This window comes from Aurantimonas sp. C2-5-R2 (assembly GCF_036549495.1).
GTDB lineage: Bacteria > Pseudomonadota > Alphaproteobacteria > Rhizobiales > Rhizobiaceae > Aurantimonas > Aurantimonas coralicida_A.
The window spans coordinates 1-5,792 of sequence record NZ_JAZHLJ010000134.1 but is presented as its reverse complement, the minus strand read 5'-3'; the positions used below and the strand labels follow the sequence as shown (position 1 = coordinate 5,792).

General features: G+C 67.1%; 7 protein-coding genes and 1 pseudogene. All 8 read right to left on the bottom strand.

The features are described 5' to 3' along the window. Positions 1 to 213: hypothetical protein (locus VQ044_RS23555; protein WP_331827805.1), on the bottom strand; the 213-nt coding region annotated here is incomplete at its 3' end. Further along, a complete protein-coding gene (locus VQ044_RS23550) occupies positions 213 to 545 on the bottom strand; it encodes a phage head closure protein (RefSeq protein ID WP_327625135.1) in 333 nt (110 codons plus the stop codon). The genes VQ044_RS23550 and VQ044_RS23555, both read right to left, overlap by 1 nt. Continuing rightward, positions 545 to 1,102 (bottom strand): head-tail connector protein, encoded by a 558-nt coding sequence (locus tag VQ044_RS23545; protein WP_327650032.1) that lies wholly within the window; start codon positions 1,100 to 1,102, stop codon positions 545 to 547. Before VQ044_RS23545 ends, VQ044_RS23550 begins: the two co-directional genes overlap by 1 nt. Positions 1,103 to 1,167: 65 nt before the next feature. Next, positions 1,168 to 2,418, bottom strand: a complete 1,251-nt coding sequence (locus tag VQ044_RS23540) for a phage major capsid protein (protein WP_327650030.1) — start codon at positions 2,416 to 2,418, stop codon at positions 1,168 to 1,170. Between the two features lie 59 nt (positions 2,419 to 2,477). After that, positions 2,478 to 2,969 carry an HK97 family phage prohead protease gene (locus VQ044_RS23535; protein ID WP_327650029.1) on the bottom strand — a complete coding sequence of 164 codons (492 nt, stop codon included), beginning with the start codon at positions 2,967 to 2,969 and terminating at the stop codon, positions 2,478 to 2,480. Next, the gene (locus VQ044_RS23530) at positions 2,966 to 3,307 is read right to left on the bottom strand and encodes a DUF6107 family protein (RefSeq protein ID WP_327650028.1); all 342 of its coding nucleotides are present in this window, start codon (positions 3,305 to 3,307) and stop codon (positions 2,966 to 2,968) included. The genes VQ044_RS23535 and VQ044_RS23530 overlap by 4 nt, the downstream gene beginning before the upstream one ends. A 157-nt stretch (positions 3,308 to 3,464) precedes the next feature. Further along, positions 3,465 to 4,673, bottom strand: a complete 1,209-nt coding sequence (locus tag VQ044_RS23525) for a phage portal protein (RefSeq protein ID WP_442873005.1) — start codon at positions 4,671 to 4,673, stop codon at positions 3,465 to 3,467. 46 nt (positions 4,674 to 4,719) lie between these two features. Then, positions 4,720 to 5,706: pseudogene (locus VQ044_RS23520) on the bottom strand (DNA-packaging protein); the annotation flags it as partial. Between the last annotated feature and the right edge of the window lie 86 nt (positions 5,707 to 5,792).

Below are 5,792 nucleotides of genomic sequence, written 5' to 3'. Positions count from 1 at the left end.
GCAGCTGCGCCGACCTTTGACGGGCTTTACTCCGGGGAATGGGCGCACCCCACATTTAGTGGGCGTGGGTAACAACCGGATAGGCAAGGTTGAAGGCAGAGATTGAATCCTCGCTTCTCCACCCGTACGCCGCACCTTGCCCAGCGCCGCGCCAATCACGCGATGGGCGGCCGCGCCGAGACGAAGGCGCTTGAGCCGCGCTTCGATACGCATCAGCGTTCCTCCGCGCAGCGGCACACCAGAAACCGCCCGGTCTCGTCCGGATCATGCACCGAAAGGATAGCGAGGCGGCGCGTGCCCAGGCGAAACGCGCGACCGCGCTCGACGTCGGTCGTCCAGCGGCAGATCACCCGATGGGTCACCACCACCTCATGCTGATCGAAGCGCTCGCGAGCGACCACCGAGACCGGCTCGACATGCACCGAGAGCTCGCGAAGCTCCCGCCATGTGGTCGACGCGCCGCCGGCGCCATCCGGCGTAAGATCGGCGGTTTCCAGAACTGCGCGTTTGCGCAGCAGCGCCGGGTCGAGAAACAGCGGCGCCATCAGATTCGGACCCTGCGATAGGGGGCGAGTAGCGAGCGGGCCAGCGGAGGAAGGACGGCCGGCTGTTGGGAAGGATCGACAGCGGCCCGCAACTCATACGACGCCGCCACGATGGTTCGCAGCGCCAGAAGCAGGTTCTCCGGAACCATGCCGACCGCGAACCCCGCCTCGAACTCGACCTCCACGCCGTTCGCCGCCGCCATCCTCACTGCTAGCGACAGCCGGTTCGCCTCGATCCCGAGAACGCGCTCGACGACCGCCTCGGAGGCGCCGAAGACGGTCGGCGTGCCGTCCGCTCCATAGGCGGTGATCGACGTCACGCCGACGATCGGGCTCAGCCGGACTTCGACCCATCCATCGCTCGGAACCGGGTCGAGCGCCAGCCGAAACATCCGCCGCGCCAGAACGAGGCCGGTGGTCGCCTCGATGGTTTCGCGGGCGGCGCGGATCAGATTCGCGATCAGCCCGTCCTCGTCCGCACGGTCGATCCTGGCCCAGATCTTGATATCGGCGGCCGTCATCGGCTCGACGCCACCGCCAAGGTCGATCATCGTCATCATCGTCTCCGGAAAAGGAAACGGCCGGGCAAGAGTCCTGCCCGGCCAGTGCTGTCAGGGGAAGCTCAGAGCGAGAAGTCGAGGAACTTGGCGGCGTCGAAGTCCTGGACGCCGCCGCCGACGCGCTTGGTCGTATAGAAGAGGACGTAGGGCTTGGCCGAGTAAGGATCGCGCAGCACCCGCACACCCTGCCGGTCCACGACGAGGTAGAACCGGCCGAAATCACCGAAAGCGATCGCCTTCGCGCCCATCGCGATGTCGGGCATGTCTTCCGCCTCGACCATCGGAAAGCCCATCAACGTTGCCCGTGCGCCGGCGCCGGTCGGCGGTTGCCACAGATAGGTGCCGTCAGCGTCCTTCAACTTGCGCACGGCCGCCTGCGTGCGCCGGTTCATGACGAAGCTGGCGTTCTGCCGATAGCCGGCCTTCAGCGCATAGACGAGATCGAGCACTGCGTCCGCCGCGCCGCTGGCCGCGAAACCGCCGGCAGCGCCGGTGGCGACGGTGCCGATCGAACCCCACGCCCAGGCGCTTTCTGCTACCGTTGGATAGGTCATGAAGCCCTTCGGCTTGGCTATGCCGTCGCCATTGACGAAAGCGGTGCCCTCCTGGGCCGCGAAGGCCTGTTCGACCTCCTCGCCGATCCACCGGTCGATATCGACCGCCGCGTCATCGAGCAGCGCGTTCGTCGCCGCCGGCATGGCGTAGAGTTCCATCGTCGGAAAGGTGAGTTCGGCGAGCTGCGGCGCCGTCGTCTGCGGTCGGGCGTCTGCCTCGCCCACCCAGCCGGTCTGCGCCCCGGAGATCGCGAAGGGCTTCTTCAGGACCGCGGCGGAGACCGTGCGCACCATGGCGATGGAACGGATCGGCGAGATCGCCGCGAGGCGCCGGCCGATCTCGGTTTCCGTCTCGTCGGGCACCAGGAAGCCGCCGTCGGCTCCGGTCAGGCTCGACATCGCCTTTTCCTCGATCCGGCGCATGCCCTGTTCGTCGCCGGCGCGGACATAGCGCTCGAAGGCCTGCTTGTGCTCGCTCGGACCGGCGCTCTGCCGGCGCTCCAAACCGCCGAGCGCCGGGCGGGTTTCCTTCAGCACCAGCCGCTCGAAGCGCCGCTCCTGCTCTTCGAGCGCCTTGTTGATGCGGTCGACCTTTTCCTCGGTGATGACGTCGGCGCTCATGCGCTTCTCGATATCGCCGAGGCGTTCGTCATTGGCTTCCCGGAAGCTCTCGAAGGCCTCCATGAAGTCATGGAAAGCCGAACCTGCCTCGGGGCCGTGCGCCTTCGTCTCCGGCGCGGCGTTGGAAATGTCGCTCATGCGGTTCTCCGTTCTGCTTGGGATGGATGGTCGGCGGACTGTCGCGTCGCGATCGGCGCTCAGGCCGCCACAGCCCGCCGTTTCCGGCCGGGCCAGATCGGCCCGGCCATGAGCCGTGCGCGTTCCTGCATCGGAAAGGTCACCAGGGAGATCTCCCACAGGTCGATGGTGACGAGGCGTCGGCGGATCGGTCCGACCGCCCGCCGCGCCAGCTTGGTCTTGAAGCCGATCGACAGCCCGTCCAGCGCCCCGGCGGCGATCAGCTCGGCCGCCTCGTGACCGGCTTGCGTGCGAAGCGCGAGCCGGCCTTCGACATAGAGCCCCGTCCGGTCTTCCCGGATCAGTGCCCAGGTTCCGACGGGGCGGCCGGGATCGTGCTGCCAGAGCATGCGAATGCCCGACACGCCCCGCGTCACGACGGATCCGGTAAACGCGCCGGGCTCGATGACGTCGCCCGCAAGATCCGCGTCCCCGAAGATCGCGGCGTAGCCCCGCAGACGACCGGAAGCGTCGGGTCCGACGAGTTCGGTCGACGCCTGTTCGTAGGTCATCGGTCCCTCCATGGCGCCTTGTCCCGGACGCTGAACAGCCGTTCCGCGAAGCGCGCGAGAATGCCGAGCGCCCACCAGGCGCAAAGGCTGGCCGAGGCCGACCCCATCAGCACCAGCTCCGTCGAGCTCAGGGTCTCGTCGAGACCCAGATGCTCGGCCAGCATCAGCCCGGCTGGCGGGCCGAAGACGACGCCGGTGACAATCCCTATGAGAAATCGCGACGCCGCCTCGCGCTGTCCGTGCGGCAATAGATAGGCGACCGAAATGGCCGACCCCGCGACGGCGCCTGCGATCTTGGCGACCCACAGCGCCAGGGCCGACAGCGGCTCGGCGCTCATCGTGGCCACCTGGCGCCGGCAGCGCCGCCACGAGGCTTCACGTTAACAATCGCATGGGTCGTTTGCATCGTTCTGTCGTCCTGAAATCTTGTTGGCGAAACAGGCCTTTGGAGCGGAACTGATCGGTTGCCGCTCTTTTTTGGCCTCGATTTCGGCGTTACTCCTCTGCCCCGTACCCAACGGCCACGCGCTTTTCCGAACGCGTCAGGAAGTCCGCCGCGCCGACCCGCGCCCAGAGCGCCTCTCGTTCGGCGCTTAGGCCGTCCACCTGGTCGAGATCGACGCCGAGCCTAAGCTCGGGCGCCGCGAAATGGCCGCCGAGCCAGTCGCCGATCGCTCCGCTCAACCGGGTTATCAAGGGCAGCACGGTCAGCCGGAAAAAGGCGCGGTTCGCCTCGGCGTAGTTCGCGTAGGTCAGGTCGCCCGGTATGCCGAGCAGCATCGGCGGCACGCCGAAGGCCAGCACGATGTCGCGCGCCGCGCCGTTGCGGGCCTCGATGAAGTCCATGTCCTTCGGCGACAGCGCCATCGCCTTCCAGTCCAGCCCGCCTTCGAGCAGCATCGGCCGACCAGCGCGCGCCGATCCGGCATAGCCGCTTTCGAGCTCAGCCTTGAGGCGGTCGAATTGCTCCGGCGCGAGATTGCCGCCGTCGGTGGGCTGGTAGACCAGTGCCCCGGACGGACGGGCGGAATTATCCAGCAGCGCCTTGTTCCAGCGCGAGGCGGCGTTGTGCAGGTCGAGCGCCGTTTGCGCGGCGGCTAGCGGCGAATAGCCGGCCATCTCCGCCAGCGGATGGAACAGGCGCACATGCAGGAGCGCGCTTGGCCGGCCGTCGCTGCCTTCGGCGGCGATGCGGCGGACCGAATGGCCGGCCCTGTACTCGTAGCCATCCGGCCATCCGTCGCGCCCTTCGATGATCCGGACCCGATCCGGACGCAGCGAATACAGCGCTTTGATCTCACTTTCGAAGTTTGCCACCTCGAGATAGGCGTTGCCCGACAGGAGCAGATGGCCGCACAACGTCTCGATGAGGCTCGGCCCATCCGTCGCGGTGTTCGGCCTGCGCAGCAGATCGAGGATCGGATGCCGGACGACCTCATTCGCACCGTCGTAAAGAACAAAGGGAATGGCCGCCGCGGTCTCCGCGATCAGTCGCACCGAACGGTAGACGATCGGGTTTTGCATGAAACCGAGCCGCGCCAGCGCCTCGTAGGATCGTTCGCTCCAGGCGCCGGGATCGGCCGCGCCCGAGAACACCAGCGTGCCGCCGGCATAGCCCGCAGCCTTGCTTTCGCGTCCCGCGGCATTCGCACCGACGGGCGCGCGCGTCTCAGCGCCGCCGAGCCAACCGGCGATCGTCGTCATCAGTCCCATCGATGTCTCCAGGTTATCGTCTTCGGCGCCGCCCGGCTTAAAAGCCACGAACCCGTGGTTCCCGCGCCGGTCCCATCAAAGCCGTCACGGCCCAAACCAGTGCGTCGAGCCGGTCGGGTGACCGGCCGCCCGTCAGCCCATCGGGACCGAAATCGGCCATTTCATCCTCGAGCTCGGGAAACCGTCCCGCATGGCGCACGCGGCCCTGTTCGTAAAGCGCCGCCACTGGCTCCGCCCGCACCCATTTGCCGCGGCTTGCCCGCACGGCGCGGAACGGCACTTGCGGTGCGCAGGTCCGGATCACCGCCTCGACCATATCCCCGCCCTGGTTGACTTCCGCGATGATGCGGTCGGCCGCCAGCCGCTCGTAAAGCGCCACCGCCGTCCCTGCCCACTCATGCGGTTTGGCCCCTTGGCGCGAGGCATCCGCAAGGACGTAGACGATGCCGTCGGCGGCACACCCGGCCGCCACGATGCCGCAGGCATCGGAGCGCGCCGTCGCCGTCGCCGGCGGATCGATCGCCACCACGATGCGTCGCAAATCCGGCGCGGCCCTCACACGCGCGCGCTCGATCGCTTGTAGATCGAACAGCGCGTCCTCCCGCGCTTCGATCATCAGACCTTCCAGTTCCTGTCGCCCGAGCCGGGAGCCGCCATAACGGGCATCCATCGCGGCCAAAAAGCCAGGCGCGAGATTGCGGGCGTTCTCCGCCGTTCGCATGTGGCTCGTCACCGTCGCCGGATCGGCGATCAGCCGCTTCAAGAGCGGGATCGGCCGCGGCGTCGTCGTGAACAGCGCCCGGGGTTGCTCGCCAAGTCGCAATCCGAACTGCAAATTGTCGAAACAGGCCTCGCCATGGACCCATTTGGCGAATTCATCGCCCCAGGCCGCATCGAATTGGTAGCCACGCAGCGCGTCCGGATCCTCCGACGAAAAGATCTGGGCGATCGCACCGTTCGCAAACACCACCCGGCGGCGGCTCACCTCGAAAACCGGCCGCGGTCCTGTCGAGACGGCCATTAGAGCATCCGGCGAATAATTTGAATCGACGGGTTCCCATTTGATGTTCGGTTTGATTCTCTGTGAGCAGGAGGTGCTTCATGGGAAAG

What these genes read in the sequence shown, in the direction of transcription:
- VQ044_RS23535 (WP_327650029.1), bottom strand. Translation starts at nt 2,969, where the DNA reads ATGACCTACGAACAGGCGTCGACCGAACTCGTCGGACCCGACGCTTCC.
- VQ044_RS23525 (WP_442873005.1), bottom strand. Translation starts at nt 4,673, where the DNA reads ATGACGACGATCGCCGGTTGGCTCGGCGGCGCTGAGACGCGCGCGCCC.
- VQ044_RS23545 (WP_327650032.1), bottom strand. Translation starts at nt 1,102, where the DNA reads ATGACGATGATCGACCTTGGCGGTGGCGTCGAGCCGATGACGGCCGCC.
- VQ044_RS23530 (WP_327650028.1), bottom strand. Translation starts at nt 3,307, where the DNA reads ATGAGCGCCGAGCCGCTGTCGGCCCTGGCGCTGTGGGTCGCCAAGATC.
- VQ044_RS23540 (WP_327650030.1), bottom strand. Translation starts at nt 2,418, where the DNA reads ATGAGCGACATTTCCAACGCCGCGCCGGAGACGAAGGCGCACGGCCCC.
- VQ044_RS23550 (WP_327625135.1), bottom strand. Translation starts at nt 545, where the DNA reads ATGGCGCCGCTGTTTCTCGACCCGGCGCTGCTGCGCAAACGCGCAGTT.